The following is a 26,592-nucleotide window of genomic DNA, read 5'->3' as shown; positions in this document are numbered from 1 at the left end:
CACGGCTGTGATGCCTCGCCGCTCCGCCCCGACACACTTCCCCGGTGCCGGGTCGAGCGGAGAGGAATCAGAGCCGGAGGTCACGGGAAGACGATCATGAACCTCCGCGACATCCACACCCCGGTCCTGCTCGATCGCTGTATCGAGCTGCTGGCGCCCGCGCTCGCGCACGACGGCGCCGTGCTCGTCGACGCCACGCTCGGCATGGGCGGGCACTCCGAGGCCTTCCTCGAGCGCTTCCCCACCATCCGGCTCATCGGCCTCGACCGCGACACGGATGCGCTGCGCATCGCGGGGGAGCGGCTGGCGCCCTTCGGCGACCGCGTCACCCTCGTGCACACCGTCTACGACGAGATCGGCCTGCACGCGCAGGGCGCCTCGGCGATCCTGTTCGACCTCGGCGTCTCGTCGCTGCAGCTCGATGAGGCCGACCGCGGTTTCGCCTACGCCAAGGACGCTCCGCTGGACATGCGGATGGACCAGACCAAGGGCACGACGGCCGCGCAGATCCTCGCCGAGTACAGCGAGGGCCAGCTGCGCCGCATCTTCGAGCGCTACGGCGAGGAGAAGCTCGCCGGCCGGTACGCGCGGTTCATCGTCGAGGCGCGTGCGAAGAGCCCCCTGGTGCGCTCCGGCGACCTGGTGGATCTGCTCGTCGCGGCCACGCCGGCAGCCGTTCAGCGCGCGGGGCACCCGGCCAAGAGGGTGTTCCAGGCGCTGCGCATCGAGGTCAACTCCGAGCTCAACGTGCTCGCCGACGCGATCCCGTCTGCCATGGACGCGCTGGCCGTCGGCGGTCGCATCGCCGTGATGTCGTATCAATCGCTCGAGGACAGGCTGATCAAGCAGGCCTTCGCCGCCGCATCCGCGTCGACGGCCCCGGCAGGACTGCCCGTCGAACTGCCCGAGCACGCGCCGCGCTTCAGGGTGCTCACCAAGGGCGCCGAGCTGGCGAGCGATGCGGAGAAGGCGCGCAACCCGCGGGCGATCCCGGTGCGGCTGCGCGCGGCCGAGAAGCTGAGGGAGACGTCATGAGCGCAGAAGCCGCGCGCGTCCACCCTCGCCCTGAACCTCGCAGGGCGCCGGAGCCGCGCCTCCGCCCGGTCACCGCGCCTGCGACGAGACGCCGGCCGAAGCTCGCCTACGCCGCGCTCGCGGTGGGCGGCGCGTTGGCCATCGGCGCCGCGCAGATGGCGGTGTCGCTCGCCTCGACGCAGGACTCCTTCGTGCTGCGCGACCTCACCGCTCAGCAGCGCGAGCTCACACTGCAGAAGCAGGCGCTGAACGATGAACTGGTCGCGCTCAGCTCGCCGCAGGCGCTGGCCGTGAAGGCCGACGGCCTGGGGCTCGTGGTCGCCGGACCCGCCTCGTACCTGCGACTCAGCGACGGCGCCGTCCTCGGCGCCGGCCGGGGCGCCGATTGGACGTCGACGGTGAACCCCAAAGGGGCGGCCGCCGTCGGCAATGCGCTGCTCGTACCGCCGTCGTCCGCCACGGACGGCGAGGCTCTGGACTCCACCGCGCAGGACAACCCGTCTCCCACACTGCCGCCCGCCGTCACCGACGGACTTCCCTCGCCCACGACGCGCTGACACCGGAACGGAGACCGCCGATGACGACACGAGCAACACGCGGGCCGCGGCGGCGCACGGTGGTCGCGCTGGCGGTCATCCTCGCCGTGCTGTCGGCGTTCATCGTCCGGCTGGTCGACATCCAGGTGGTGCGCGCCGACGAGCACGTGGCGGATTCGCTCAGCCTCGGCCAGCTCGGAGCGACCCGCACGATCGCCGGGGCGCGAGGCGAGATCGTCGACACCGACGGCACCGTCCTGGCGTCGAGCACCTTCGTGTACGACGCGCAGCTGTCACCGGTTCTGATCCAGGACAACGAGGACGAAGAGGACCCGAAGAAGAAGTTCGCCCCGCCCTGGGCCGAGGCGAGCGAGAGCATCGCCGCGATCATCGGCAAGAGCGGCGACGAGGTCCGCGGGATGGTCGCCGACAAGCTCGCCGCCGACCCGGACTCGCAGTACCTGGAGCTCGCGAAGGGTCTGTCCACCGACCAGTACCTCGAACTGCGCGGCCTGGGCCTCGGATCGTACCTGGCGATGTTCCCGCGCTCGGTACGGGTGTACCCCAACGGCGCCGTCGCCGGCAACATGCTCGGATTCCTGAACGGCGAGGGCAAAGCGCAGTACGGCGTCGAGAAGACCGAGAAGCAGTGCCTGGCACCGAAGGACGGCGAGGAGACCTTCCTCGTCGGCAAGTCCGGCAACAAGATCCCCGGCAGCGAGCGGACCACGCCGGCGGTCGACGGCGGCAGCGTGCAACTCACGATCGACAGCGACCTGAACTGGTACCTGCAGCAGGTGATCGCCGAGGAGGCGAAGAAGCAGGGCGCCAAGGGCGGCTCGATCACGGTCGTCGAGGTGAAGACGGGGAAGATCCGCGCGGCGGCCGAATACCCGGCGCTGGACCCGAACGACATCAACGCCGTGGATCCGAGGTACTGGAAGTCGCAGATCTTCTCGGACGCCTACGAGCCGGGATCGACCTTCAAGCCGATCACCGCGGCGTCGGTGATCGATCAGGGCAAGGCCACGCCTCTGTCACACGTCACCGCACCGTCGCGGGAGAACTTCCCGAACGGCGCCGTGATCAACGACCCGTTCCGCCACCCGGTCTACGAGTACACCCTGACCGGCGCGTTGATCGACTCGTCGAACGTGTCGATGTCGAAGTTCGGCTCCCTCGTCACCCCGCAGAGCCGGTACGAGTACCTGCAGCGGTTCGGCGTCGGTCAGCACACCGGAGTCGAGCTCCCCGCCGAGCAGCGCGGTCTGCTCTACGAAGCGTCGGAATGGGACAGCCAGTCGCTCTACACGACGACGTTCGGGCAGCACTTCACCGTGACGCCGGCGCAGATCGCCGGGGCGTACCAGGCCATCGCGAACGACGGCGAGAAGGTCGAGCTGTCGCTGGTCGAGTCGTGCACCTCGGCCGACGGCACCGTCATCGATGCCGGGAAGTCGGCGAGCGAGCGGATCATCGCCGAGAAGACCGCCGCAGACGTGCAGCGGATGCTCGAGAACGTCGCCGTGCAGGGCACGACGGCGAAGTCGATCGAGGTTCCCGGGTACCGCATCGGCGCGAAGACGGGAACGGCGCAGAAGCCGGACGGCAAGGGCGGGTACAAGCAGGGCCTGTACTTCACCAACATGGTCGGCATCGCGCCCATCGAGGACCCGCAGTACGTCGTGGTCGTCACCCTGGACGAGCCGACTAGAATCAGATCTTCGGCCGCGACGGCCAGCGCCTTCCAGAAGGCGATGACCCAGGTGATGAAGACCTACAGCGTCGCGCCCTCCTCGCAGCCCATGGACACGCTGCTTCCCAAGTTCGACTAGCGCGGCATCCCGACCGCGCATGGAGATGCCTCATGATCGCCCTGTCGCTCGCAGAGATCGCCGACATCCTCGGCGGTGAACTGCGCCTCTCCGGCGCCGACACGCCCCAGACCGTCGTGGACGGCGTCGTCGACACCGATTCGCGCGCCATGACCCCCGGTGCGATCTTCGTCGCCAAGCCCGGCGAGACCACCGACGGTCACCGGTACGTCGGCGCCGCCGTCGACGCGGGCGCGGTGCTCGCGATCGTCGAGCATCCGGTCGACGTCGAGGTGTCGCAGATCGTGGTCGGCCGCGCGGTCCAGGCGCTGGCCGATCTGGCCCGCGCGGTCGTCGCGCGCGTGCGCGCCCGCGGCGGGCTGCAGATCGTCGGCATCACCGGGTCGAACGGCAAGACGACGACGAAGAACTTCCTCGCCCGCATCCTCTCCGAGGAGGGCGAGACGGTCGCGCCCGTCAAGTCGTACAACAACGAGGTCGGCGCTCCGCTCACCATGCTGCGTGTCACCGACGGCACCCGATACCTCGTCTGCGAGTTCGGTGCAGCGGGCCCGGGCAGCATCGCGACGCTCGCCGGTCTCGTCCAGCCGGATGTCGCGGTGGTGCTCATGGTCGGCCTGGCGCACGCGGGCGGATTCGGCGGCATCGAGCAGACGGCGAAGGCCAAGTCCGAACTCGTGCAGGCGGCCCGTGCCGGTGGCACCGCCGTGCTGAACGCCGACGACCCGCGGGTGTGGGCGATGCGCGAGATCGCCGCGGAGCGCGGCATGCAGATCGTGGCCTTCGGGCAGGGATCCGCGGCAGCCGTCCGCGCCGAGCAGATCGACGTGTCGGCATCCGGCACCTCCTGCACCGTCATCGCCGGCGATCGCCGTACCCCGTTGCGCCTGAAGGTGCTGGGGGCGCACCACATCGGCAACGCGCTGGCCGCCATCGCCGCCTCCGGCGTGCTCGGCGTCCCCGTCGAGACCGCCGTCGCGCGGCTCGAGACCGTCGAGGTGGCGGAGCGGTGGCGCATGCAGCCGATGGGCGGCGAGAAGGTGCGGATCATCAACGACGCCTACAACGCCAGCCCCGATTCGATGGCCGCGGCGCTGCGCACCCTCGCCCAGATCGCCGGGCCGGGAGAGCGCACCGTGGCCGTGCTGGGCGCGATGAGCGAGCTCGGGGATGCCGCCGGCGAGGAGCACGACCGGATCGGCCTGCTCGCGGTGCGACTGAACATCCAGCGCATCGTCGTGGTCGGGCCCGAGGCGCGCCGGCTCTTCCTCGCCGTCGTCGGCGAGGGCTCGTGGGACGGCGAGGCGGTGCACCTGCCCGACCAGGATGCCGCGTACGAGTACCTGCGCGGCGAACTGCGTGACGGGGATCGCGTGCTGGTCAAGTCATCCAACTCCGTCGGGCTCCGGCACCTCGGCGATCGTCTGGGAGAATCGTTCTCGTGAGGTCTCTTCTTATGGCGACGGCGATATCCCTCGCCTTCTCGCTCTTCCTGACCCCCGTCTTCCTGAAGGTGTTCCGTCGCCTCGGGTGGGGGCAGGTCATCCGCACGCCCGAGAACATCGCGAACCCGAACCACGAGGCGAAGCGCGGCACCCCCGCGATGGGCGGCCTCATCTTCATCCTCGGCACCATCGTCGGCTACTTCGCCGGAGTGCTGTTCGGTGGAACCACGCCCGCGCTGTCCGCGATCCTCGTGCTCTGGCTGATGGTCGGCTTCGGCACGGTCGGCTTCATCGACGACTACATGAAGGTGCGCAGCCAGCGCAGTCTCGGTCTCTCCGGGTGGCGCAAGATCGTCGGGCAGCTGCTCGTGCTCATTCCGTTCGGCGTCGTCGCGCTCAACTTCCCGAACTCGCTCGGTCAGTACCCTGCGAGCGGTCACGTCTCGCTGTTCCGCGACATCTCCTGGCTGAACCTGTTCGCCTTCGGGGCGGTGCTCGGCTGGATCCTGTACCTGATCTGGATCTCGATCATCGGCGTCGCCACCTCCAACAGCGCGAACCTCACCGACGGGCTCGACGGCCTCGCCGCCGGTTCGAGCGTGTTCGTGGTCGGCTCCTACGGGCTGATCGCGTTCTGGCAGTTCAAGCAGTCCTGCGTGGGCGAGGGCATGGGCCTCGCCGGATGCTACGAGGTGCGCGAGCCGTTGAACCTGGCCACCGTCGCGGCGGCGTTCGCGGGAGGCCTGATCGGGTTCCTGTGGTGGAACGCACCCAAGGCCAAGGTGTTCATGGGCGACGTCGGATCGATGGCCATCGGCGGCGTGGTCACCGCGATGGCGATCCTCACCCGCACCGAGCTGCTGCTGCTCGTCATCGCCGGCATCTTCGTGATCTCCTCGGGCTCGGTCATCCTGCAGCGGCTCTACTTCAAGATCACGCGCGGCAGGCGCCTGTTCCTGATGAGCCCGTTCCATCACCACCTCGAGATGCGAGGCTGGCAGGAGGTCACCATCGTCGTGCGCCTCTGGATCATCGCCGGCCTGCTCGCGGCCTCCGCCGTCGGCCTGTTCTACGTCGACTGGTTCGCACAGGCGTCGCTGGGATGAGGCGGCCGTGACCTCCGCACGTCTGGACGCGCTCACCAGCTGGCACGCCGACTGGGCCGGCCTGCGCGTCGCCGTCCTCGGACTCTCGATGACGGGGTTCTCGGCCGCCGACACGCTCACCGAGCTCGGCGCCGAGGTGCTCGTGTTGTCGGAGGGGGCGAGCGAAGAGTACTCGCGCCTGGTGCCCGTGATCGGTGCGCGCCTCGAACTCGGCCCGCTCGACGAGGTGCCCGCGTCGCTGCGCGACTTCGACCCTGAGGTGGTCGTCGCCTCACCCGGCTTCGCGCCCGCCCATCCGGTGATCCGGTGGGCGCAGCAGAGCGGCATCCCGCTGTGGGGCGATGTGGAACTCGCCTGGCGGGTGCGCGACAAGGTCCTGCGCCCCGACGGCACCCCCGCCGAGTGGGTGCTGATCACCGGCACCAACGGCAAGACCACCACCACCCAGCTGACGGCGACGCTGCTCGTCGCGGGCGGTCTGCGCGCGGCGCCCTGCGGCAACATCGGCGTGCCCGTGCTCGACGCCGTGCGCGACCCGGCGGGCTTCGACGTGCTCGTCGTCGAACTCTCCAGCCACCAGCTCTGGTACCTCGGGCAGTCGGATGCCGCAGGTGAGCTCGTGCCGTACGCAGCCACCTGCCTCAACCTCGCCGATGACCACCTGGTGTGGCACGGCAGCGCCGAGGCGTATCGCGCGGCGAAGGCGCTCGTCTACCGCAACACCAAGGTCGCGTGCGTCTACAACAAGTCCGACGAGGCCACGCTGCGCATGGTGGAGGAGGCCGACGTCGTCGAGGGTGCGCGGGCGATCGGCTTCGACCTCGGCACGCCGGGACCGAGCGATCTCGGCGTGGTGGACGGCATCCTCGTCGACCGCGCCTTCCACGCCGAGCGCCGCACCAGCGCGCTCGAGCTGACCACGATCGACGAGCTGCGTGCGGCGGGACTGGCCGCCCCGCACATCGTGCAGAACATCCTCGCCGCATCCGCGCTGGCCCGCTCGCTCGGGGTCGAGCCCGAGGCGATCCACGACGCGCTGCGGGACTTCCGCCTCGACGCGCACCGCATCCAGGTGATCGCCGAGCATCGCGGCATCCTGTGGGTCGACGACTCCAAGGCGACCAACCCGCACGCCGCCGCCTCGTCGCTGCGCGCCCATCCCGGAGCGATCTGGGTCGTCGGCGGCGATCTGAAGGGCGTCGACCTCGGCGAACTCGTCGCCGGTGCCGGCGGCACCGCGCGGGCCGCGATCGTGATCGGCGTCGACCGGGAGCCCGTGCTCGCGGCATTCCGGCGACACGCGTCGCACGTGCCGGTCTTCGAGGCCGTCCCTGGCGACACTGGAGAGGTCATGGACCGTGTCGTGGAACTCGCGACGGGGATCGTCGACGGTACGGGGACGGTGCTGCTGGCCCCCGCCGCGGCATCCTTCGACCAGTTCACCAGCTATGCGGACCGGGGAGAGCGCTTCGCCCGGGCGGTGCGCGACTGGATCGAGCGGGACGGATCATAAGAGCGGGGAGGGGCGCATGACGCACACGGCTCACCCGCCGCGGGCTGACCGCCCCTCGCGGATCCAGGGCGGCGGTCTCGCCGCACGCGTCTCGCTCGGGCGGCTGTTCGTCGTGCCGTCGACCGAGTACGTCCTGATCGCCTCGACCGCCGTGGTGCTCACCCTGTTCGGCATCGTCATGGTGCTCTCGGCGACGAGCGCAGACGCCGCCGGTCCGTTCGAGGGAGCCATGCGCCAGGGCATGTTCGCCGCGATCGGCATCCCGATGATGCTGCTGGTGAGCCGCTTCCCGATCACCTTCCTGCGGCGGATCGCCTGGCCGGCCCTGATCCTCGCCACGGCGTTCCAGCTGCTCGTCTTCGTGCCGGGCCTCGGCGTCTCGTCGTACGGCAATCAGAACTGGGTCAACATCGCCGGGTTCCAGCTGCAGCCCTCCGAGTTCCTCAAACTCGCCCTGGCGATCTGGATCGCGTTCGTGCTGCTGCGCAAGCAGGCGCGCCTGGGCATCTGGCACCACGTGTTCATCCCCATCGTCCCGGTGGCCGTGCTCGCGATCGGCACCGTCATCGCCGGCGGCGACCTGGGCACGGCGATGGTGCTCGTGCTCGTCGTGCTCGGCTGCCTGTTCTTCTCGGGCGTCAAGCTGCGCCTGTTCATCCTGCCGCTGGTCGGCGGCATTGCCGGTGTGCTCGGGTACGCGCTCTCCAGCGAGAACCGCATGCGGCGCATCGTCGCCGCCTTCAACCCTGACGACTGCGATTACTACCGGGAGTGCTTCCAGTCCACGCACGGCATCTGGGGCATGGCGAACGGCGGCATCTTCGGCGTCGGTCTCGGCAACTCCCAGGAGAAGTACGGCTGGCTGCCGGCGGCAGCCAACGACTACATCTTCGCGATCGTCGGTGAAGAGCTCGGGCTGATCGGCTGCCTGCTCGTGCTCGTGCTCTTCGGATGCTTCGCCGTCGGGGCGTTCCACATCATCCGCAAGACCGATGACCCGTTCGTACGCGTCGCCACCGGCGGCATCACGGTCTGGATCGTCGGTCAGGCGCTGTTCAACATCGGGGTCGTGCTGCGCGTGTTCCCGGTGATGGGCGTGCCGCTGCCGTTCATGTCGCAGGGTGGGACGGCACTGCTGTCGGTGCTGCTGGGCTGTGGCGTGCTGCTCGCCTTCGCGCGCACGCTGCCGGCACCGCAGCCACGGGCCGTCACCGCGCAGGGTAGGGTCACCGGGTGACCACCTACCTTCTCGCCGGCGGAGGCACCGCCGGACACGTCAATCCGCTGCTCGCCGTCGCCGATCTGCTGCGCGAACGCGAGGGGGACTCGGTTCTGGTGCTCGGCACGAAGGAGGGCCTCGAGGCGCGGCTCGTGCCGGAGCGGGGCTATGAGCTTCTCGTGGTCGACAAGGTGCCGTTTCCGCGCCGGCCGAACCGCGCGGCGCTCGCCTTTCCCGCGCGCTTCCGCCGCGCGGTCGCGCAGGTGCGGGCGCTCATCCGCGACCGCGACGTCGACGTGGTGGTCGGCTTCGGCGGCTACGCCGCGGCGCCGGCCTACGTCGCCGCGCGCCGCGAGGGCATCCCGTTCGTGGTGCACGAGGCGAACGCGAAGCCGGGGCTCGCGAACGTGCTCGGCGCCCGTCGCGCCGCCGGCGTCGGCGTCGCCTTCGCCGGCACGCCGCTGAAGCGCGGGGAGGTGGTCGGGATGCCGCTGCGCCGCGAGGTCGTCGACCTCGACCGTGCGGGCAAGCGTGCGGAGGCCGCGGCCGCCTTCGGGCTCGACCCCGCAAGACCCGTGCTGCTCGTGTTCGGCGGCTCACTGGGGGCGCAGCGCCTGAACGAGGCGCTGGCGGGGTCGTGGCGCGACGTGCTCGACTCCGGATGGCAGCTGCTGCACGCCACGGGGGAGCGCAGCGACCTGGTCGATCCGGGCGCCCCCGGGTACACGATGCTGCGCTACATCGACCGGATGGACCTCGCCTTCGCGCTGGCCGATCTGATCGTCTCCCGCGCCGGCTCGGCGACGGTCAGCGAGATCAGCGCGCTGGGCATTCCGGCCGTGTACGTCCCCTACGCGGTCGGCAACGGCGAGCAGCGCCTTAACGCCGCATCCGCGGTGTCCGCGGGGGCCGCCATGCTGATCGACGACGGCACGTTCGACGCGGACGCCGTGCGGGCGACCGTGGTGCCGCTGCTCGGCGACAGGGAGCGCATCGCGGGAATGGCCGACGCCGCGCAGCGGGTCGGCACCCGCACCGGCACCGAGAACCTCGTCGCCCTGGTCGACCGTGCCCTCGGCGGTCGAGCACGCTGAGCCGTTCGAGCCGGCGCCCCATCTAGACTGAGCAGGACATGATCAGACCCGACCTCACCCTCCCGATCCCCGAGACGATCACCTCCGCGCACTTCATCGGCATCGGCGGCTCGGGCATGAGCGGACTGGCCCGCATGTTCCTGGACGCCGGCATCCGCGTGTCCGGTTCCGACCGTGCCGACAGCGACAATCTGCGCGCGCTCGAGGCGGCGGGAGCGACCGTGCACGTCGGTCACGACGCGGCGCACCTCGGCGACGCCGACACCGTCATCCACACGGGCGCCATCTGGCCGGAGAATCCGGAGTTCGTCACGGCGAAGCAGCGCGGCCTGCACGTGATCCACCGCTCTCAGGCACTGTTCTGGCTGATCGGCGGGCGCCGGCTGGTCTCGATCGCCGGGGCACACGGCAAGACGACCTCCACGGGGATGCTCGTCACCGCACTGCAGGCGCTGGGCGCCGACCCGAACTTCGTCAACGGCGGAGTGATCGAACAGCTCGGCGTGTCGAGCTCGTCCGGCGCCGACGAGCTGTTCGTCATCGAAGCCGACGAGTCGGACGGCACCTTCCTGCTGTACGCGACCTCGGTCGCGTTGATCACCAACGTCGACCCCGACCACCTGGACTTCTTCGCCTCGGAGGACGCGTTCTACGACGCCTTCGTGCGGTTCGGGAACGAGGCGCGCGAGGCCGTCGTCATCTCCAGCGACGACCCCGGCGCACAGCGGGTGCACGCCGGACTCACGCACGAGAAGGTCATCACCTTCGGTCAGGCGGCGGATGCGGACGTGCGCATCGAGGACATCGTCACCGACGGCCCCGTCGCCGCGACGCTCCGTCACGCCGGCGAATCGGTGCGCATGCAGCTGGCGGTCCCCGGTGTGCACAACGCCGTCAACGCCGCAGGAGCCGTGGCGGTGCTGATCACGCTCGGTCGCGGGCTGGCCGAATCGGTGCGCGCCGTGGAGGGCTTCGCCGGCACGGTGCGTCGCCTGGAACTGCACGGCGCCGAGCGTGGGGTGCAGGTGTACGACGACTACTCGCACCACCCCACCGAGGTGCGCGCGGCCCTCGAGGCCATGCGGAGCGTCGCGGGTGCCGGGCGCATCATCGCGATTCAGCAGCCGCACACGTACTCGCGCACCCAGCACATGTACCGCGAGTTCGCCGAGGTGCTGGAGCGCTACGCCGACCACACCGTCATGCTCGACGTGTACGGCGCCCGCGAGGACCCTGTGCCCGGCGTGACCGGCGAGCTGGTCAGCGGCGCCTTCGCCGACCCCACGAGGGTGCACTACGTGCCCGACTGGCAGCAGGCGGCCGACTACACGGCTCAGGTGGCGCACCAGGGTGACTTCGTGGTGACGCTCGGCTGCGGGAACGTCTATCAGATCATCCCGCAGGTGCTCGAGTCCCTCCGGCGCACAGACGAGAGCTGACGTGCGGCGCCCGGCACCTCTTCCCGCGTCGGCGGACGAGCCCGAGGACGTCGCCGCCGAGCCGGCGCGCTCGCGCCGCGCGTCGTCGCGGCGGCGGAACGACCTGCCGGATGCCGGAACCGACGCGGCGTCCACGGATGCCGAGACGCAGCCGCTCGACGGGCTGCGCGCCGCGGATCCCGCCACGGGCGCCGCCGCGCCGATCGCCTCGCTCGCCGCATCCGGGGAGCCTGCGGCTGACGGCGAAGGCACGCCGGATCCCGCCCCCGGCCCCGGCATGCGCAGCGCCGACGTGTGGCGGGCCGCGCGGGCGCGGCGAAAGGCTCTTCGTGCCGAGATCCGTCGCTTCACCCAGCGCAGCCGCCGTCGCCGCATGGTGCTGTGGGGGTGGGCCGGCGCGCTCGTCGTGGTCGTGCTCGGCAGCGTGATCGCGGCGTACAGTCCGCTGTTCTCCGTGCAGAAGATCACCGTCGCCGGAGCGCAGACGCTCGACGCGGCATCCGTGCAGCAGGCCCTCGCCGACCAGGTCGGGGCGCCCCTCGCCCTGGTCGACGCGAGCGCCGTGAAGTCGGCGCTCACCGAGTTCCCGATGATCGAGTCCTACGCGCTCGAGGCGCGACCGCCGCACGAGCTGCTCGTCCGCATCGTGGAGCGGACCCCCATCGGCGTGATCGCCTCGGATGCCGGGTACACGGTGGTCGACGCCGCGGGTGTCGCGCTGGCCACGACGGCCGAGCGCCCCGAGGGGCAGCCGATGCTCGAGATCTCCGCGGGGGTCGACTCACCGGCGTTCCACAGCGCGGGGCTCGTCGTCCGCTCGCTGCCGGCGGATCTGCGGGCGACGGTGACCGAGGTCAGGGCGAACTCCGCGGACGACGTCGCGTTCACGACGAGTGACGGCAAGACCGTCGTCTGGGGAAGCGACGCGGACTCCGTCGAGAAGGCTCTGGTGCTGGTGAAGCTGATCGCGGCCGCACCCGAGGCGCGCACCTTCGACGTGTCGTCGCCGCGCGTTCCCGTCGTCCGCTGAGGCCGCGAACGCCCGCGCCGGGCAGATCGGCACGACACGCCGTGTCGCTGCACGCAGGGGCGAGGTGTGCGCCTACCGTCGATCAGGAGAACGCAATACCGGGAAACAGTTTAACCCTCTCGTAGAGGTTGAAGGTTTATCCCACGTCAGGCTCGAATAACGGAGGCCGGCCATGAGCCAGAACCAGAACTACCTCGCCGTGATCAAGGTCGTCGGCGTCGGCGGTGGCGGCGTCAACGCCGTCAACCGCATGATCGAGCTCGGGCTCCGCGGAGTCGAGTTCATCGCCGTCAACACCGACGCCCAGGCGCTGCTGATGAGCGACGCCGACGTCAAGCTCGACGTGGGCCGCGAGCTCACCCGCGGACTCGGCGCGGGGGCCGACCCTGAGGTCGGGCGCCGCGCAGCCGAGGACCACGCCGAGGAGATCGAACAGGCGCTCACCGGGGCCGACATGGTCTTCGTCACCGCCGGAGAGGGCGGCGGCACCGGCACGGGCGGCGCACCCGTCGTCGCGCGCATCGCCAAGTCCATCGGCGCCCTGACCATCGGCGTCGTCACCAAGCCGTTCTCGTTCGAGGGGCGTCGCCGGCAGAGCCAGGCGGAGGCCGGTGTCGCCAAGCTGAAGGAGGAGGTCGACACCCTGATCGTGGTTCCGAACGACCGCCTCCTCGAGATCAGCGACCGCGGCATCTCGATGATAGAGGCGTTCGCGACGGCCGACCAGGTGCTCCTCGCCGGTGTGCAGGGCATCACCGACCTGATCACCACGCCCGGTCTCATCAACCTCGACTTCGCCGACGTGAAGTCCGTCATGCAGGGCGCAGGATCGGCGCTGATGGGCATCGGATCGGCGCGCGGCGCCGACCGGGCCATCAAGGCCGCCGAGCTCGCCGTGGAGTCGCCGCTGCTCGAGGCATCGATCGAGGGTGCGCACGGTGTGCTGCTGTCGATCCAGGGTGGGTCGAACCTCGGCATCTTCGAGATCCACGACGCCGCCGACCTCGTCAAGGAAGCCGCGCACCCCGAGGCGAACATCATCTTCGGTACGGTCATCGACGACACGCTCGGCGACGAGGTGCGGGTGACGGTCATCGCCGCCGGCTTCGACGGTGGCGAGCCCACCACGCGTCTGGAGCCCATGGTCGTCGAGCGCTCGGCGGCCGCACCGCTCCCCGAGGTGCGTCTGGACGAGGCGGTCGAGGAGCCCACGACCGAAGCGCCGAAGCCCGTCGCCCCTGCTCCCGTGGCGACGAGCATCGAGCCGGCCTTCGCCGACGACGACATCGACATTCCCGAGTTCCTGAAGTGACCCTCGCAGCGCGGCTGTCGGCGATCGACGAGCGGATCGCCGACGCCGCGCGCCTGGCCGGTCGCGAGCCGGGGGAGATCACCCGGATCGTGGTGACCAAGTTCCACCCCGCGCAGCTTGTGCGCGACCTGCACGCGCTGGGCGTGACCGATATCGGCGAGAACCGGCAGCAGGAGCTCACCGCCAAGCGTGCGGAGCTGCACGACGTGCCGCTGCGCTGGCATTTCATCGGCCAGGCGCAGACGAACAAGGCCGCCGCGATCCGTCGGGCATCCGATGTCGTGCATTCGATCGATCGCGTCAAACTGGCGGATGCGTTGCATCGCGCGGCCGTCGACGACCATGCGCTGGACGTGCTCGTGCAGGTGAACCTCACGGAGGACCCCGGCCGCGGCGGCAGCACTCTCTCCGACGCCGAGGCGCTCGCCGAGCACGTGCTCGGGCTCGACTCGCTGCGGCTGCGCGGCGTGATGGCCGTGGCGCCGCTCGATGAGGAGCCCGCTTCCGCGTTCGCGCGACTGCGCGCGGTCGCCGACCGCATCCGACAGCTCGCCCCCGAGGCGGACTGGATCTCCGCCGGCATGACCGGCGATTTCGTCGAAGCCGTCCAGGCCGGTGCGACACACCTGCGGATCGGCTCCGCAATCACAGGACCCCGGCCTGTGCAGGGTTAACCTGAAGGCCAGACCAGCCCCAAACGTTCGAACCGGAGGACACGATGGGTAACCCGCTGAAGAAGACCATGGTGTATCTCGGCCTCGCCGACGAGGAAGAGGTCTACGACGAGACCGCCGCACACTCGCCGGCACGCCCGGTTCGTGAGCGCGAGCACGAGCGCGAGGAGCAGGCTCCTGCCCCGGTCACACCGCTGCGCCGCCCCACGGCGGTGCGCCAGCCCTCCGCTGGCACGGTCAACGAGATCCTGACGGTGCACCCGAAGCAGTACCGCGACGCGCAGGTGATCGCCGAGAACTTCCGTGACGGTGTGCCGGTCATCATCAACCTGTCGCAGATGAGCGACGCGGATGCCCGTCGTCTGATCGACTTCGCCAGCGGACTCTCGCTCGGCCTGTACGGTCGCATCGAGCGCGTGACGAGCAAGGTCTTCCTGCTGTCGCCCGAGAACATCGCCGTGTCCGGTCAAGGCGGCATCGCGCAGGCGGAGTCCGCCTCGTTCGATTCCTGACCTTGGGATCCGTTCTCGCCATCATCGGCGGCATCCTCGAGCTGCTGCTGACGCTCTATGTGCTGGTGCTGATCGCGCGTCTGGTGCTGGACTACATCCCGCTGTTCAACCGGGAGTGGCGTCCGAAGGGCGCCGGTCTCATCGCGGCGGAGATCGTGTACACGATCACCGATCCGCCCATCCGGTTCTTCCGGAGGATCATCCCGCCGCTGCGGATCGGCTCGTTCGCACTCGACTTCGGCTTCGCTCTCACGATGCTCGTCGTGCTCATCCTGATGTCGGTCGTACGCGCCCTCACCTGACCCCGTCGCCGGTCATGAGCTCATCGCGCCGCCCAGCCGAGGGGACTATGCTTGGCTCCCAGGCGCGCGCCCCGGGTACGCGTCGACCGAAACACCGCGCCAATTCTCAACGACTGGCCACCGAACTCACCGAAAGAGGAGCCACCCATGGCACTTACCCCGGATGACGTCGTCCACAAGGAGTTCCAGCACGTCCGCTTCAAGGACGGCTTCGACCCCGAGGAGGTCGATGACTACCTCGACGAGATCGTCGTTGAGTGGCGCAAGACCATCGAGGAGAACAACGAGCTGAAGGCGAAGCTCGCCGCGTACGAGTCCGGCGAGAACGCTCCGGCCGCCGCGCCCGTCACTGCCGCTCCGGTCGCCGCCGCGCCGGCGCCTGCCGCGCCCGCTGAGGGCAGCGGAGCCACCAGCACCTCCGCGGGGATCATCGAGCTGGCCCAGCGCCTGCACGACGAGCACGTCGCCGAGGGCGAGGCCAAGCGCAAGCAGCTCATCGAGGAGGCGGAGGCCGAGGTCGCCCGCATCCGCACCGAAGCCGAGGCGAAGCAGCGTGAGGAGTCCGCACGCCTCGAGCGCGAGCGCAACACCCTCGAGGGGCGCATCACCGAGCTGCGCGAGTTCGAGCGCGACTACCGCGGCAAGCTGCGCGCCCTCATCGAGGGGCAGCTGCGAGACCTCGACCAGAAGGCGTCGTCCTCGGAGTCGACGCCGGTCTCCGCCATCGGACTGTAGGTCTGAATGGCAGGGCGTCGTCCCCTTCGTCGGTCGGCGGCCGGAGCGATCGTCGCGTCTCTCGCGGCGATCGTCCTGGCCGCCGATCAGTTTGTAAAGCACCTCACCATCGAGAACCTGCCGTTGCATGAGGCCGTCCCGGTGCTGGGGGAGTTCCTTCAGCTGTACTTCGTGCGCAACTCCGGTGCGGCATTCTCGATCGGCTCGAGCATGACCTGGATCTTCACGATCGCGCTCGCGGTCGTGACGGGCGTCATCGTCTGGAAGACGCTCGAGGTGCGCTCTCGCCTGTGGAGCGTCGTGCTGGGCTGCCTGCTCGGCGGTGTGCTCGGCAACCTCACCGACCGGCTCCTCCGCGAACCCGGCTTCGCGGTCGGCCACGTGGTCGACATGATCTCGATGCCGTGGATGATGCCGGCGATCTTCAACGTCGCCGACATCTTCATCGTCACGGGGATGATCGCCGTGGCGCTGCTCGTCGTCATGGGTCTGCGCCTCGACGGCACCCGCGAGCGCGACGCGGTGAAGACCGATGCCGCGGATGCGGTGGAGTCGCCCGCCGCGGCGAGCGAGAGCTGAGCGTGGAGTCGCGCAGTCTTCCGGTGCCCGACGGCCTCGACGGCAGCCGGGTGGACGCCGCCCTGGCGAAGATGCTCGGCTTCTCGCGCACCTTCGCCGCCGAGGTCGCCGAAGCCGGCGGGGTGAGCCTCGACGGCGCGCCCATCGGCAAAGCCGACCGGCTGCGTGCCGGCGGCTGGCTCGATGTGAGTTGGCAGCCCAAGGAGGAGCCGCGCATCGTGCCCATCGCCGTGCCGGAGCTCGGCATCGTGCACGACGACGACGACATCGTCGTGGTCGACAAGCCCACCGGGGTCGCGGCGCACCCGTCGCTGGGGTGGGACGGTCCGACGGTCGTCGGCGCCCTCGCCGCCGCCGGCTTCCGGATCGCCACCAGCGGGGCCCCCGAGCGGCAGGGAGTGGTGCACCGGCTCGATGTCGGCACCAGCGGCCTGATGGTGGTCGCGAAGACCGAATCCGCGTACACCGCGCTGAAGCGGGCGTTCAAGGAGCGCACCGTCGAGAAGATCTATCACGCCGTCGTGCAGGGTCATCCGGATCCGCTGTCCGGCACGATCGACGCGCCCATCGGGCGGCATCCGCATCATCAGTGGAAGTTCGCGGTCACCCCCGACGGCAAGCCGTCCGTGACGCACTACGAGACGCTGGAGGCGTTTCCCGGGGCGTCGCTGCTGAAGATCCATCTGGAGACCGGTCGCACCCATCAGATCCGCGTGCACATGGCCGCCCACCGGCATCCGTGCGTCGGCGATCCGCTGTACGGCGCGGACCCGACCCTGTCGGCCCGGCTGGGGCTGACCCGGCAGTGGCTGCATGCGCATCAGCTCGCCTTCGCGCATCCCGCCACCGGTGAGTGGGTGCAGTTCGCGTCGCCCTACCCGGATGACTTCCAGCACGCTCTTGCCGTGCTCGACCCCGGTCGCTGACAAGCCTGCGACGCGATGCTTCGCGCCGCCCCGAGCCGGGCGGTGCGCGACGCGCGGAGTGTTCGCCGCAGCGGATGTCGGCGGCGTGCGACAGACTCGGGGCATGAGCATCGACGTGCGCCCCGCGACGGCGTTCGACGACGTCGCCACGCTGGTCGGGCCGAAGAACCCGGCGTCCAACGTGTGCTTCTGCCTGAGCTACCGGATCGGCAGCAAGGAGAACGTCGCCCTGCGTGGCGAGGCGCGAGCCGCGAGGGTGCGGGAGCTGTGCGATCACGACCCGCCGCCGGGTGTGATCGCCTATCTCGATGACGAGCCCGTGGGCTGGGCGGCGCTGCATCCCCGGCGCGACACGAGCTTCGCGCGCAACAGGCTCATCCCGCACATCGACGACCTCGACGTCTGGTCGCTGTGGTGCTTCCGCGTGCGCCCGGGGCACCGCAAGCAGGGCCTCATGCACGCGCTCGTCGACGGCGCGGTCGAGTACGCGCGCGAGCGCGGAGCGCCGGCTGTCGAGGGTTACCCGGTCGACAACCGAGGCGCGAAGGTCAATCAGACGATGATGTACGTGGGCACCCGGTCGCTCTTCGAGAGCGCGGGCTTCGAGAAGGCGGCCGACACCGGATCGGTGCTCGACGGCCATCCCCGGGTGCTCATGCGGCGAGACCTGCGCGTCAGCGCTTGACCCGGCCGCCGCGGAAGTGCGCGGGGTCGTCCTCGGCCATGGCCAGGGCGATCTTGCGCACATGGGCGTCGTCGACGTCGCCCATGGCGGCGAGGTCGTAGAAGCCGACCTCGGTGAGCTCTCCGTCCGCGGGGTCGGGCTCTCCCGATACCCAGGTGCAGCGGAAGACGATGTCGAGGTAGTCGACATGGTCGCCGTTCGGGTAAGTGACGCGGGGAAGCTGCTGAACCAGGGCGAGCCGATCGACCGACACGACGACGCCGGCCTCCTCGAGGCACTCGCGTGCCGCTGCATCCGCGGGCTCCTCGCCGGGTTCGACGATCCCCGCGATGGTCTGCCACGCGCCGTTGTCGGCGCGCTTGCCGAGCAGCACCTTCTCATCCCGGAACACGACGGCCGTCGCGCCGATGAGGGGGAGCGGGTCGTGTCCGATGCGCTCACGGAGGGCGAGCACGAAGTCAGGGGTGGCCATGTCGATCAGCGTATCGGCGGCTGATAGGAAGAACACGTGAACCGGAACCGCCGTCGGAGGCAATACCCAGTGTGAGCACAGACAGCGAGATCATCCAGCGGTCGATCGATGAGCCTGAGGCGTTCTCCGGCATTTTCGAGCGACACGTCCGTCCCGTCGGCGGCTACATCCGCCGACGGGTGGGCGTGGATGCCGTGGACGACGCGCTGAGTGAGACGTTCCTCGTGGCGTTCCGGCGACGTGCGTCGTTCGACGGCAGCGTCGGCTCGGCGCTGCCGTGGCTGCTCGGCATCGCGACACGGGTGGTCAAGCGCCACCGTGCGGATGAAGCGAGGCAGTGGCGGTCGTTCGAGGCGGTTTCGGGTACGGCGCAGGTGGGGGAGAACGGCCACGGCGCGGTGGATGAGCGGGTGGATGCAGATACCGCCATCCGAGCCCTGGCGCCTCGCATCGCCGCGCTGTCGGCGCGGGATCGCGACACTCTGCTGCTGTACGCGTGGGGAGATTTGACCTATGAGCAGATCGCTCTGGCGCTGGGCGTGCCGGTGGGGACCGTGAGATCCCGACTGAACCGTGTGCGCAGGAAGCTCGCGCCCCCGGGCTCGCATTCCGCGGCCCGGCTGACCTGGATGGCGAAGGAGAACAGCGATGTCGCTTATGGAACGCGTGCGTGAGATCGGCGCTGAGGGCGAGCATGTTGAAGAGCGCACAGTGGCAGCTGCAAGGGGCGAGCTGATGCGTGAGATCGCGCGAAGCAAGCCTGTGCGGAAGCGTCGCTCGACGGTGCGATGGGCCGGGATCGGCATCGGCGGTCTGGTCGCCGGTACCGCAGTGACGGCGATCGTGGCCGGGACGGTGCTCGCGCCGGCCGAGGCTCCGAGCGCATCAGCCGCAGAAGTGCTGGAGGACGCCGCAGACGTGACCATCCAAGCCGGTGGCCTCGCCGTGCCGTCCGGCGGATATCTTCTGATCCGGTCCGTGTCGGAGACCGTCCGATACTGGGACGTCGACATGCCGGCGGCCGACGGCGAGGAATGGGTCCGTTTCAACAACGGGAACCGTGCCGATGCAGAAGCCGCGCTGCTGACCCGAGGGGTCGCTTCGCTGTACGTTCCGGCGGACCGCACAGGTGAGTGGGTGAAAGTGAAGGAGCCGTCGGAGACGGTCGAGGCATTTGGCGAACGCGCCGAGGAGGCGATGGCGGACGCCGAGATCCACTTCGATCAGCCTCATGCCCCGGAGACGCTGCGAGTCGCAGCGGGCGCGTACGAGCATGTCGACGGACAGGACGGTGAGGGCACGGTGACGGACTATCTCGACGGCCGTCGCTTCTGGGATGACATGCCATCCACCGACCCGCGAGAGGTGCTCAGCTGGATGCGCGGCCGGTTGGGGGAGTCCGCGGACAGCTCCGCCTCGGACAGCTCGATCGTGGAAACCCTGGTCGACGACCCGTCCCTCCCGCTGGCGCCGCCTGACGTGCGAGCGGCGGTGCTACGGACGCTGGCGTTGCTCGACGGCTCCAGGGTGCTGGCGGTCGACGGCGACGTGACGACGATCAGATTCGAATGGTCGACCGAATGGTGGACGGCATGGAGGGACATCGAAGTCGACACGGAGCGCGGGCTCATCGTGGGAGTCACCGACTCCGGCGTGGTCACCCGAGATCAGTCCGCCATCGACGGTCTCCCGAACTGGCAGACCCGGACGAGTCACCAAGTCTCCGTGGTGGAGTCGGCCCCCTGACCGCATCCGCCGTACCGGCCCCGGCGTCGCAGTCGATGTCGAGGCCGGAGCGGGCGCCGGGCCTTGTATGTCCGACCCCGAACGTAGACTCGATGCATGGCCTCCGACTCCTTCGTGCACCTCCACGTCCACAGCGAGTACTCCATGCTGGACGGTGCGGCGAAGATCGCGGCGATGACCCAGGCGGCGGCCGATTACGGCATGCCGGCCATCGCCGTGACGGATCACGGCAACACGTTCGCAGCCTTCGAGTTCTACAACGCCGCGAACGCCGCGGGGGTCAAGCCGATCATCGGCCTGGAGGCCTACGTCACCCCCGGCACGCACCGCAGCGACAAGTCGCGGGTGGCGTGGGGGTCGCCCGACCAGAAGAGCGACGACGTCTCGGGATCCGGCGCCTACACGCACATGACCATGTGGAGCCAGAGCACGCAGGGCATGCACAACCTGTTCCGGCTCAGCTCGCTCTCGAGCATCGAGGGCTACTACTTCAAGCCGCGCATGGACCGGGACCTGCTGCAGACCTACGGCAAGGGCCTCATCGCCACCACCGGCTGCCCCTCCGGCGAGGTGCAGACCCGCCTGCGCCTCGGGCAGTACGACGCCGCCCGCGCTGCCGCCGCCGAGTTCCAGGACATCTTCGGCAAGGAGAACTACTTCGCCGAGATCATGGACCACGGCCTCTCCATCGAGCGTCGGGTGATGACCGATCTGCTGCGGCTCGCGAAGGATCTGAACATCCCGCTGGTCGCGACCAACGATTCGCACTACACGCACCAGCACGAGGCCGACGCGCACGAGGCGCTGCTGTGCGTGCAGTCCGGTTCGACGATGGACGACCCGAACCGGTTCAAGTTCGACGGCGACGGCTACTACATCAAGAGCGCGCAGGAGATGCGCCAGCTGTTCCGCGACCACCCCGAAGCGTGCGACAACACGCTGCTGATCGCCGAGCGCTGCCAGGTCGAGTTCGACACCTCCGCGAACTACATGCCGCGCTTCCCGGTGCCCGACGGCGAGAGCGAGGACAGCTGGCTCGTCAAAGAGGTCGAGAAGGGGCTGCACTACCGCTACCCGAGCGGCATCCCCGACCGGGTGCGCAAGCAGGCGGAGTACGAGACCGGCATCATCCTGCAGATGGGGTTCCCCGGCTACTTCCTCGTCGTCGCCGACTTCATCAACTGGGCCAAGGACAACGGCATCCGCGTCGGGCCGGGCCGTGGCTCGGGCGCCGGGTCGATGGTCGCATACGCCATGAAGATCACCGACCTCGACCCGCTCGAGCACGGCCTCATCTTCGAGCGCTTCCTGAACCCCGATCGTGTCTCGATGCCCGACTTCGACGTCGACTTCGACGACCGCCGCCGCGGCGAGGTGATCGACTACGTCACCGAGAAGTACGGCTCCGAGCGGGTGGCGCAGATCGTCACCTACGGCACCATCAAGTCGAAGCAGGCGCTGAAGGACGCCGGGCGCGTGCTCGGCTTCCCGTTCAGCATGGGCGACCGCCTCACCAAGGCGATGCCGCCGGCGGTGATGGGCAAGGACATGCCGCTCAGCGGAATGTACGACTCGGCACACCCGCGGTACAAGGAGGCGAGCGAGTTCCGCGCCCTCATCGACACCGACCCCGAGGCGAAGACCGTCTTCGACCGGGCCCTGGGCCTGGAGGGGCTGAAGCGGCAATGGGGCGTGCACGCCGCCGGCGTGATCATGTCGAGCGAGCCGCTGCTCGACATCATCCCGATCATGAAGCGCGAGCAGGACGGCCAGATCGTCACGCAGTTCGACTATCCGTCCTGCGAGTCGCTCGGCCTGATCAAGATGGACTTCCTGGGGCTGCGCAACCTCACCATCATCTCCGACGCCCTCGACAACATCCGCCTCAACCGCGGCGAAGAGCTCGATCTCGAGCATCTCGAGCTCGACGACCGCGGCGTCTACGACCTGCTCGCCCGCGGTGAGACGCTGGGCGTGTTCCAGCTCGACAGCCCGCCGCTGCGCTCGCTCATGCGCCTGATGAAGCCGGACAACTTCGGTGACATCTCCGCTCTCATCGCCCTGTACCGGCCGGGCCCGATGGGCGCGAACTCGCACACCAACTACGCGCTGCGCAAGAACGGTCAGCAGCCGATCACGCCGATCCACGCCGAGCTCGAGGAACCCCTCGCCGACATCCTGCAGGAGTCCTACGGCCTGATCATCTATCAGGAGCAGGTCATGGCGATCGCGCAGAAGGTCGCCGGGTTCAGCCTCGGTCAGGCCGACATCCTGCGCCGCGCGATGGGAAAGAAGAAGAAGTCCGAGCTCGACAAGCAGTACGAGGGCTTCTCGGGCGGCATGAAGGAGCGTGGCTACGGCGAGGGCGCGATCAAGGCACTGTGGGACATCCTGCTGCCCTTCTCGGACTACGCGTTCAACAAAGCGCACTCCGCCGCCTACGGCCTCGTCTCGTACTGGACCGCCTATCTGAAGGCGCACTATCCCGCCGAGTACATGGCTGCGCTGCTGACCAGCGTCGGTGATTCCAAGGACAAGATGGCGCTGTACCTCAACGAGTGCCGCCGCATGGGCATCAAGGTGCTCCCGCCGGACGTCTCGGAGTCGATCAACTACTTCGCCGCTGTCGGCGCGGACATCCGTTTCGGCCTCGGTGCCGTGCGCAACGTGGGCGGCAACGTCGTCGACGGCATCATCGCGGCGCGCAAGGACGAGAAGTTCTCCTCGTTCCACGACTTCCTCGACAAGGTGCCGCTCCACGTGGCGAACAAGCGCACCGTCGAATCGCTCATCAAGGCGGGAGCGTTCGACTCGATGGGCGACACCCGTCGCGCGCTGATGGAGATCCACGAGGATGCCGTCGAGGCGTCGGTCGACCGCAAGCGCAACGAAGCCCAGGGCGCGATCGGCTTCGATTTCGACAGCCTGTACGACGGGACGGAGGAAACGGCCCCCGCGAAGGTGCCCGACCGCCCGGAATGGATCAAGAAGGACAAGCTCGCCTTCGAACGCGAGATGCTCGGGTTGTACGTCTCCGACCATCCGCTCGCCGGCCTCGAAGTTCCGCTGGCCAAGCACGCGTCGATCTCGATCAACGACCTGCTCACCTCGGAGGACCTGCAGGACGGCGACCAGGTCACCGTGGCCGGACTGGTCACCAGCGTGCAGCACCGCGTCGCCAAGGCCAGCGGGAACCCGTACGGCATGATCACCGTCGAGGACTTCAACGGTGAGGTGACCGTGATGTTCATGGGCAAGACGTACACCGAGTTCCAGCACACGCTGCAGCAGGATGCCATCCTCGCCGTGCGCGGCCGGGTGTCCCGCCGCGACGACGGGCTCAATCTGCACGCCCAGTCGGCCTTCTCGCCGGATGTCGGCTCCTTCGACGCCGCGGGACCGCTGGCACTGCTCGTGGCCGAGCAGCGCGCCACCGAGCGGGTCATGAACGACCTCGCCGAGGTGCTGCGCCGCCACGCCGGCGACACCGAGGTGCTGCTGCGGGTGCACCGCGGAGCATCCGCGAAGGTGTTCGAGGTGCCGATGCCGGTGAAGGTGTCCGCAGACCTCTTCGGCGATCTCAAATCGCTGCTCGGCCCCTCCTGCCTGGGTTGACGGGCTCGGCGGCCGCGTCACATCACCGCACGGGACAGGACACCGAAAGGATCCACTCGGCTTGCGCCGATAGGATCGACACTCGCACCGCGACGCGAAGGCCACGAAAGGACCTGCTGCCATGAGCACCGATCAGGCGAGCATCGAGCCGGATCCCCTCGAGCCGGATCCGGCAGGGCCGGTTCCCGCAGAGGACGACGCCGAGGACGGCGTGCTCTACGAAGAGCAGGTGCAGCCCGAGTACGGCATCCTCGGATTCACGCTGCGTGAGCTGCTCATCGTGGCCGTGTGGACGCTGGCCTTCATCACCTCGTTCTTCCCCGTCGCACCCGGAGCGGCGACGGTGTGGGTGCAGGGGATCTCCTGGATCCTGTCCATCGGGGTGCCGACGGTCGCCGTGTTCCTGCTCGTGCTGCGCCGCTTCTCTCCGGACGGCATCCGCCGGGTCGGCTCCCTCGGCATCGATCAGTTCGCGTCCGTCGCGTTCTCCGTCGCGGCGGTGGTCTGGGCGCAGGCACTGTGGAACGCGGTCGCGGCGACGATCGCGGTCGGCGTCTACCTGGTCGGCTGGGTCACCGTCTTCGAGACGGTGGCCTTCCTGGGCCTGGTCGTCCTCACGGTCGCCGCACCCCTCGTCCCTCGCCTGCGCGAGGACTTCCACGGCCGGCTCGAGACGCTCGCGCACCGCAACGCCAACCCCGTCCGTCCCGTGATCGCGAGGCCGCGCCCGGAGCGTGGCCCGGATGACACTCCGGCGCCCGCAGCGGGTGGGACCCGTACAACCCCGGATGCCGCGGATGCGCTCTCCGGCGATGCCCGCGCCGGGGAGGGAACGGATGCGCCGTCGCCCGATGCGGACGCGAGCCGGGCCGACCGACGCGATCCCGACGTCACCGCGGTGATCGAGCCGGTCCCGCAGAACCTGCCCGAGGCGGAGACCACGAACGCGGCCGATCAGCCCCGCGTCGAGACGGCGCTCAACGTCGCCGCCGGCGAGTCGTCGGATGCCGCGGCACCGGTCGACGGGCACATGACCACACAGGATCTGCGGGAGATCTTCGCCATCGACGCCCCGACCGGCGAGCTGCCCGACGAGCAGAGCGCACCGGATGCCACCGCCGAGCAGATCTCTGCCGGCGACCACGTCTCCGGCGGCGACACCGGCACGACCCGCACCGCGGACCACCAGCCCGCCTACGCCCGCCGCAATGGCCAGGACGCAGCAGAGCAGGGCGGCGCCGGAGCCGACCCGATGCCCGGTCCGTTCTGGATCCTCGCCGGCAGTGAGCGGGATGTGCACGACGAGCACGGCCGTCCGCTGTTCCGCATCGGCCCGCGGGCCTGGGCGCTCGTCATCGAGGACCGGGGCGGAGCGTACGTCGTGCGTCACGATGACGGCCGCATCGGATACCTCCACGACCTCACGAACATCACGAAGGGCTGAGCGCGTGCGCACCATCGATCTCCGCGGGCGCAGCCTCGCTCCCGCCGACATGCTCGCCGCCGTGCCGAGAGCGACCCAGGCCCGCGCCGAGGCGCTCGAAGCGGCGGGCCGCATCGTCGACGACGTGCGCGAGCGGGGTGAGCAGGCGCTGCGGGAGCAGGCCGAGCGGTTCGACCGAGTGTCGGATCACGCCATCCGCGTGCCGTCCGAGCACATCGCCGACGCCGCGGCATCCGTCGACCCGGCCGTGCGCGAGGCGCTGGAGGCGGCGATCGACCGCGTGCGGCGTGGCTCCGCCGCACAGGTGCCCGCGCCGAGGACGACAGACATCGGCCCCGGGGCGCGCATCATCCAGCGCTGGCAACCGGTCACGCGCGCCGGGGTCTACATCCCCGGCGGCAAGGCACCCCTCGCGTCCAGTGTCATCATGAACGTCGTCCCAGCCCAGGTCGCGGGGGTGACATCGATCGCGCTCGCCTCGCCGCCACAGGCGGGTCACGCCGGACGGGTGCACCCGACGATCCTCGCCGCCGCGGCGCTCCTCGGCGTCGACGAGGTGTACGCGATGGGCGGAGCCGGCGCGATCGGTGCCCTGGCACACGGGGTGGCGGAGCTGGGTCTCGATCCGGTCGACGTCGTCTCCGGCCCCGGGAACAACTACGTCGCGTCGGCCAAGCGGGCGGTCGCCGGCGTGGTCGGTACCGACTCCGAGGCGGGCGCCACCGAGATCCTCATCGTGGCGGATGCGGCGGCCGACCCCGACCTCATCGCGGCCGACCTCATCAGCCAGGCCGAGCACGACGAGCAGGCGTCCGCCGTGCTGGTGACCGATTCGACGACGCTCGCGGAGCGCGTCGCCGCGCGGGTCGCCGACCGGGTGCCCGGCACCGCGCACGCGGAACGGGTCGCCGCGGCACTCGACGGGCCGCAGTCGGCGATCGTGCTGGTGGACGACCGCGCGATGGCCGAGGCGTTCAGCAACGCGTACGCTCCGGAGCACCTCGAACTGCACCTCGCCGACGCCGCGGCGGCGGCCGAGCGGTTCACCAGCGCCGGGGCGATCTTCGTCGGCGACCAGACGCCGGTCAGCCTCGGCGACTACATGGCCGGAAGCAATCACGTGCTGCCGACCGGGGGACAGGCGCGCTACGCGGCGGGTCTCGGTGCGTACACCTTCCTGCGTCCGCAGCAGGTGATCGCGTACGACCACGCCGCGCTGGCCGAGGTTCGCGCAGGCGTGGTGGCACTGGCGAACGCCGAGGTGCTGCCCGCACACGGGGATGCCGTCGACGCGCGTTTCGAGCGCTGACTCAGGTCGCTCCGACCCGACCGGGTACG

At 69.7% G+C, this 26,592-nt stretch carries 24 protein-coding genes; 23 read left to right on the top strand and 1 reads right to left on the bottom strand.

Features of this window, described 5'->3' with window-relative positions; translation table 11 throughout:
* Positions 1-96: 96 nt before the first annotated feature.
* The 18 genes from rsmH to ACFWH5_RS11145 all read left to right on the top strand — a co-directional run bounded on the left by rsmH (position 97) and on the right by ACFWH5_RS11145 (position 17,977).
* A complete protein-coding gene (gene rsmH / locus ACFWH5_RS11230) occupies positions 97-1,035 on the top strand; it encodes a 16S rRNA (cytosine(1402)-N(4))-methyltransferase RsmH (protein ID WP_378834667.1) in 939 nt (312 codons plus the stop codon).
* Positions 1,032-1,592: a hypothetical protein gene (locus tag ACFWH5_RS11225; RefSeq protein WP_378834665.1), complete on the top strand. Its 561-nt coding sequence runs from the start codon at positions 1,032-1,034 to the stop codon at positions 1,590-1,592. Before rsmH ends, ACFWH5_RS11225 begins: the two co-directional genes overlap by 4 nt.
* Positions 1,593-1,612: 20 nt before the next feature.
* Entirely contained in the window at positions 1,613-3,406 is a 1,794-nt protein-coding gene (locus tag ACFWH5_RS11220; RefSeq protein WP_378834664.1) for a peptidoglycan D,D-transpeptidase FtsI family protein, read from the top strand.
* A gap of 32 nt (positions 3,407-3,438) precedes the next feature.
* The gene (gene murF, locus ACFWH5_RS11215) at positions 3,439-4,851 is read left to right on the top strand and encodes a UDP-N-acetylmuramoyl-tripeptide--D-alanyl-D-alanine ligase (RefSeq protein ID WP_378834662.1); all 1,413 of its coding nucleotides are present in this window, start codon (positions 3,439-3,441) and stop codon (positions 4,849-4,851) included.
* Positions 4,848-5,957 (top strand): phospho-N-acetylmuramoyl-pentapeptide-transferase, encoded by a 1,110-nt coding sequence (mraY, locus tag ACFWH5_RS11210; RefSeq protein WP_378834661.1) that lies wholly within the window; start codon positions 4,848-4,850, stop codon positions 5,955-5,957. Before murF ends, mraY begins: the two co-directional genes overlap by 4 nt.
* Before the next feature lie 7 nt (positions 5,958-5,964).
* Positions 5,965-7,470, top strand: coding sequence for a UDP-N-acetylmuramoyl-L-alanine--D-glutamate ligase (gene murD, locus ACFWH5_RS11205; protein WP_378834659.1), 1,506 nt, complete (start codon positions 5,965-5,967; stop codon positions 7,468-7,470).
* Positions 7,471-7,486: 16 nt separating this feature from the next.
* Positions 7,487-8,707: a putative peptidoglycan glycosyltransferase FtsW gene (locus ACFWH5_RS11200; RefSeq protein ID WP_378834657.1), complete on the top strand. Its 1,221-nt coding sequence runs from the start codon at positions 7,487-7,489 to the stop codon at positions 8,705-8,707.
* A complete protein-coding gene (locus tag ACFWH5_RS11195; RefSeq protein ID WP_378834656.1) occupies positions 8,704-9,783 on the top strand; it encodes a glycosyltransferase in 1,080 nt (359 codons plus the stop codon). The genes ACFWH5_RS11200 and ACFWH5_RS11195 overlap by 4 nt, the downstream gene beginning before the upstream one ends.
* A gap of 38 nt (positions 9,784-9,821) precedes the next feature.
* Complete coding sequence (gene murC / locus ACFWH5_RS11190) at positions 9,822-11,222, top strand: UDP-N-acetylmuramate--L-alanine ligase (RefSeq protein WP_378834654.1); 1,401 nt, start codon at positions 9,822-9,824, stop codon at positions 11,220-11,222.
* Between the two features lies 1 nt (position 11,223).
* On the top strand, positions 11,224-12,252 hold the full coding sequence (locus ACFWH5_RS11185; RefSeq protein WP_378834653.1) for an FtsQ-type POTRA domain-containing protein: 1,029 nt from the start codon (positions 11,224-11,226) through the stop codon (positions 12,250-12,252).
* A 172-nt stretch (positions 12,253-12,424) separates the two neighbouring features.
* A complete protein-coding gene (ftsZ, locus tag ACFWH5_RS11180) occupies positions 12,425-13,564 on the top strand; it encodes a cell division protein FtsZ (RefSeq protein WP_378834652.1) in 1,140 nt (379 codons plus the stop codon).
* Positions 13,561-14,238 (top strand): YggS family pyridoxal phosphate-dependent enzyme, encoded by a 678-nt coding sequence (locus tag ACFWH5_RS11175; protein ID WP_378834650.1) that lies wholly within the window; start codon positions 13,561-13,563, stop codon positions 14,236-14,238. Before ftsZ ends, ACFWH5_RS11175 begins: the two co-directional genes overlap by 4 nt.
* Positions 14,239-14,282: 44 nt before the next feature.
* Positions 14,283-14,750, top strand: coding sequence for a cell division protein SepF (locus ACFWH5_RS11170; protein ID WP_378834649.1), 468 nt, complete (start codon positions 14,283-14,285; stop codon positions 14,748-14,750).
* Between the two features lie 2 nt (positions 14,751-14,752).
* Positions 14,753-15,052, top strand: coding sequence for a YggT family protein (locus ACFWH5_RS11165; RefSeq protein WP_378834647.1), 300 nt, complete (start codon positions 14,753-14,755; stop codon positions 15,050-15,052).
* Between the two features lie 147 nt (positions 15,053-15,199).
* Positions 15,200-15,787 carry a DivIVA domain-containing protein gene (locus ACFWH5_RS11160; protein WP_378834645.1) on the top strand — a complete coding sequence of 196 codons (588 nt, stop codon included), beginning with the start codon at positions 15,200-15,202 and terminating at the stop codon, positions 15,785-15,787.
* A gap of 6 nt (positions 15,788-15,793) precedes the next feature.
* On the top strand, positions 15,794-16,366 hold the full coding sequence (gene lspA / locus ACFWH5_RS11155; RefSeq protein ID WP_378834644.1) for a signal peptidase II: 573 nt from the start codon (positions 15,794-15,796) through the stop codon (positions 16,364-16,366).
* Between the two features lie 2 nt (positions 16,367-16,368).
* Entirely contained in the window at positions 16,369-17,292 is a 924-nt protein-coding gene (locus tag ACFWH5_RS11150; RefSeq protein ID WP_378834642.1) for an RluA family pseudouridine synthase, read from the top strand.
* A 103-nt stretch (positions 17,293-17,395) separates the two neighbouring features.
* The gene (locus ACFWH5_RS11145) at positions 17,396-17,977 is read left to right on the top strand and encodes a GNAT family N-acetyltransferase (RefSeq protein WP_378834641.1); all 582 of its coding nucleotides are present in this window, start codon (positions 17,396-17,398) and stop codon (positions 17,975-17,977) included.
* Here the strand turns inward: ACFWH5_RS11145 and ACFWH5_RS11140 are convergent.
* The gene (locus tag ACFWH5_RS11140) at positions 17,967-18,449 is read right to left on the bottom strand and encodes an NUDIX domain-containing protein (protein WP_378834639.1); all 483 of its coding nucleotides are present in this window, start codon (positions 18,447-18,449) and stop codon (positions 17,967-17,969) included. The two genes, ACFWH5_RS11145 and ACFWH5_RS11140, sit on opposite strands and share 11 nt — an antisense overlap.
* Positions 18,450-18,520: 71 nt before the next feature.
* Between ACFWH5_RS11140 and ACFWH5_RS11135 the strand changes: the two genes are divergently transcribed.
* The 5 genes from ACFWH5_RS11135 to hisD all read left to right on the top strand — a co-directional run bounded on the left by ACFWH5_RS11135 (position 18,521) and on the right by hisD (position 26,563).
* On the top strand, positions 18,521-19,123 hold the full coding sequence (locus tag ACFWH5_RS11135; protein ID WP_378834638.1) for an RNA polymerase sigma factor: 603 nt from the start codon (positions 18,521-18,523) through the stop codon (positions 19,121-19,123).
* A 37-nt stretch (positions 19,124-19,160) separates the two neighbouring features.
* Complete coding sequence (locus tag ACFWH5_RS11130; RefSeq protein WP_378834637.1) at positions 19,161-20,195, top strand: hypothetical protein; 1,035 nt, start codon at positions 19,161-19,163, stop codon at positions 20,193-20,195.
* 96 nt (positions 20,196-20,291) lie between these two features.
* Positions 20,292-23,810, top strand: coding sequence for a DNA polymerase III subunit alpha (dnaE, locus tag ACFWH5_RS11125; RefSeq protein WP_378834635.1), 3,519 nt, complete (start codon positions 20,292-20,294; stop codon positions 23,808-23,810).
* Between the two features lie 121 nt (positions 23,811-23,931).
* Complete coding sequence (locus tag ACFWH5_RS11120) at positions 23,932-25,254, top strand: hypothetical protein (protein WP_378834634.1); 1,323 nt, start codon at positions 23,932-23,934, stop codon at positions 25,252-25,254.
* A gap of 4 nt (positions 25,255-25,258) precedes the next feature.
* Positions 25,259-26,563, top strand: a complete 1,305-nt coding sequence (gene hisD / locus ACFWH5_RS11115; protein ID WP_378834633.1) for a histidinol dehydrogenase — start codon at positions 25,259-25,261, stop codon at positions 26,561-26,563.
* Positions 26,564-26,592: the final 29 nt, after the last annotated feature.

Source organism: Microbacterium sp. NPDC058345, from assembly GCF_042723855.1.
GTDB lineage: Bacteria > Actinomycetota > Actinomycetes > Actinomycetales > Microbacteriaceae > Microbacterium.
Note: the sequence above shows the minus strand (reverse complement) of the source record. Positions and strands in the feature narration are given on the sequence as shown.

Coding starts and splice junctions, on each gene's coding strand:
- rsmH (WP_378834667.1), top strand. CDS start 97: ATGAACCTCCGCGACATCCACACCCCGGTCCTGCTCGATCGCTGTATC.
- ACFWH5_RS11225 (WP_378834665.1), top strand. CDS start 1,032: ATGAGCGCAGAAGCCGCGCGCGTCCACCCTCGCCCTGAACCTCGCAGG.
- ACFWH5_RS11220 (WP_378834664.1), top strand. CDS start 1,613: ATGACGACACGAGCAACACGCGGGCCGCGGCGGCGCACGGTGGTCGCG.
- murF (WP_378834662.1), top strand. CDS start 3,439: ATGATCGCCCTGTCGCTCGCAGAGATCGCCGACATCCTCGGCGGTGAA.
- ACFWH5_RS11200 (WP_378834657.1), top strand. CDS start 7,487: ATGACGCACACGGCTCACCCGCCGCGGGCTGACCGCCCCTCGCGGATC.
- murC (WP_378834654.1), top strand. CDS start 9,822: ATGATCAGACCCGACCTCACCCTCCCGATCCCCGAGACGATCACCTCC.
- ftsZ (WP_378834652.1), top strand. CDS start 12,425: ATGAGCCAGAACCAGAACTACCTCGCCGTGATCAAGGTCGTCGGCGTC.
- ACFWH5_RS11170 (WP_378834649.1), top strand. CDS start 14,283: ATGGGTAACCCGCTGAAGAAGACCATGGTGTATCTCGGCCTCGCCGAC.
- ACFWH5_RS11160 (WP_378834645.1), top strand. CDS start 15,200: ATGGCACTTACCCCGGATGACGTCGTCCACAAGGAGTTCCAGCACGTC.
- lspA (WP_378834644.1), top strand. CDS start 15,794: ATGGCAGGGCGTCGTCCCCTTCGTCGGTCGGCGGCCGGAGCGATCGTC.
- ACFWH5_RS11145 (WP_378834641.1), top strand. CDS start 17,396: ATGAGCATCGACGTGCGCCCCGCGACGGCGTTCGACGACGTCGCCACG.
- ACFWH5_RS11140 (WP_378834639.1), bottom strand. CDS start 18,449: ATGGCCACCCCTGACTTCGTGCTCGCCCTCCGTGAGCGCATCGGACAC.
- dnaE (WP_378834635.1), top strand. CDS start 20,292: ATGGCCTCCGACTCCTTCGTGCACCTCCACGTCCACAGCGAGTACTCC.
- ACFWH5_RS11120 (WP_378834634.1), top strand. CDS start 23,932: ATGAGCACCGATCAGGCGAGCATCGAGCCGGATCCCCTCGAGCCGGAT.